General features: G+C 67.0%; 1 protein-coding gene. It reads right to left on the bottom strand.

Annotation, left to right across the window (positions count from 1 at the left end; translation table 11 throughout):
* The coding region (locus tag F8R15_RS20855; RefSeq protein WP_152845873.1) for a proton-conducting transporter membrane subunit at positions 1-1,148 on the bottom strand (1,148 nt) is incomplete at its 3' end.
* Positions 1,149-1,281: the final 133 nt, after the last annotated feature.

Here is a 1,281-nt window from a genome sequence, read left to right on the forward strand (position 1 = left end):
GCCGAGAGCGCATTCGCCCCCCAATGCAGCGCGAAATAGCCAAGGGTCGCGCCCAGAGACATCAGCGTCGTGCGCCAGAACAGAGGCCAGGGTGCGGCCTCCGCCAGCCCCTGCGCGATCAGGTAGGCCACACCGAAGACGAGGATGGCACCGAGCGCGATCGCCTGTGGCGGCTCGTGCCAGAGCCCGGAGAGCGCGAGCGCCCCGCCATAGATCGCAAGCGAGAGCGCGAAAGCACGCAGCACCGCCCCGGCGCCCGGCACCGCGACAGGGCCGGGCCGGTGCTGCTGCGCCACTGCGGCGACCGCGCTGCCGGAGGACAGGAAGGCATGCGCCTTGTAGAGCGAATGCGCCACGATATGCAGAAGCGCCAGCGGGAACAGCGCCAGTCCGCATTGCAGCACCATGAAACTCATCTGCGCGCAGGTGGACCAGGCAAGCGAGGTCTTCACCGCCGATTGCGTTGTGGCCACAGCCGCCGCGATCAATGCGCTAAGCCCGCCGACCAGCGCCAGCACAGCAAGCACACCTGGTGCGCTCAGCATCACATCGGCGAAGCGGATCAGCAGGAACCCTCCGGCATTGACCACGCCCGCATGCATCAGCGCCGAGACCGGGGTCGGGGCCTCCATCACCTCGGTCAGCCAGCCATGGGTCGGGATCAGCGCGGATTTGAACACCGCAGCGACGGCCAGAAGGCCCGCCACGATCCAGAGCGAGGACGACCCGTTTCCGGCGCGCGCGGCCTCGGCGATACGCGCGATGTCGGTGGTGCCGAAACCATGCGCGAGCAGGCTCACCGCGATCAGAAGCGCGCCGCTTGCGATCAGCCCGCTCAGGGATTTCTTGCGTGCCGCCCGCTGCGCGCCGGGCCGTTCGGGATAGAACAGCAACAGCCGGTGCAGGCCGGTGCCGACTGCGACCCAGGCGACCATCAGCTGGAACAGGTTGCCCGCCACCACCAGAGCCAGAACACAGGCGAGTGTCAGGCTCATCCAGCCCATGAACCAGCTTTGCCGCGCCTCGCCATCGAGCGCGACCCGCGAGAAGCGCAGCACCACCCAGCCGACGAAGCCCACGGTCAGCGCGAGAGAGATGCTGACGATATCGCTGCGCGCCGACAGCCCGATGCCTGAGCTACTCCCCATCTCTTGGACAGGATCTGACGTAAATTAAGCTACTCGTTGCACCTGCTGACCGGGTTGGTTGATATCATTTCTCTGCCAATACACCAGCGCCGGTGGCTTGCCGCCGAGGGCTGAGTGAGGGCGCTGGTGGTTG

Origin of the sequence: Thioclava sp. JE_KL1, from assembly GCF_009296265.1 — a bacterium.
Lineage (GTDB): Bacteria > Pseudomonadota > Alphaproteobacteria > Rhodobacterales > Rhodobacteraceae > Thioclava.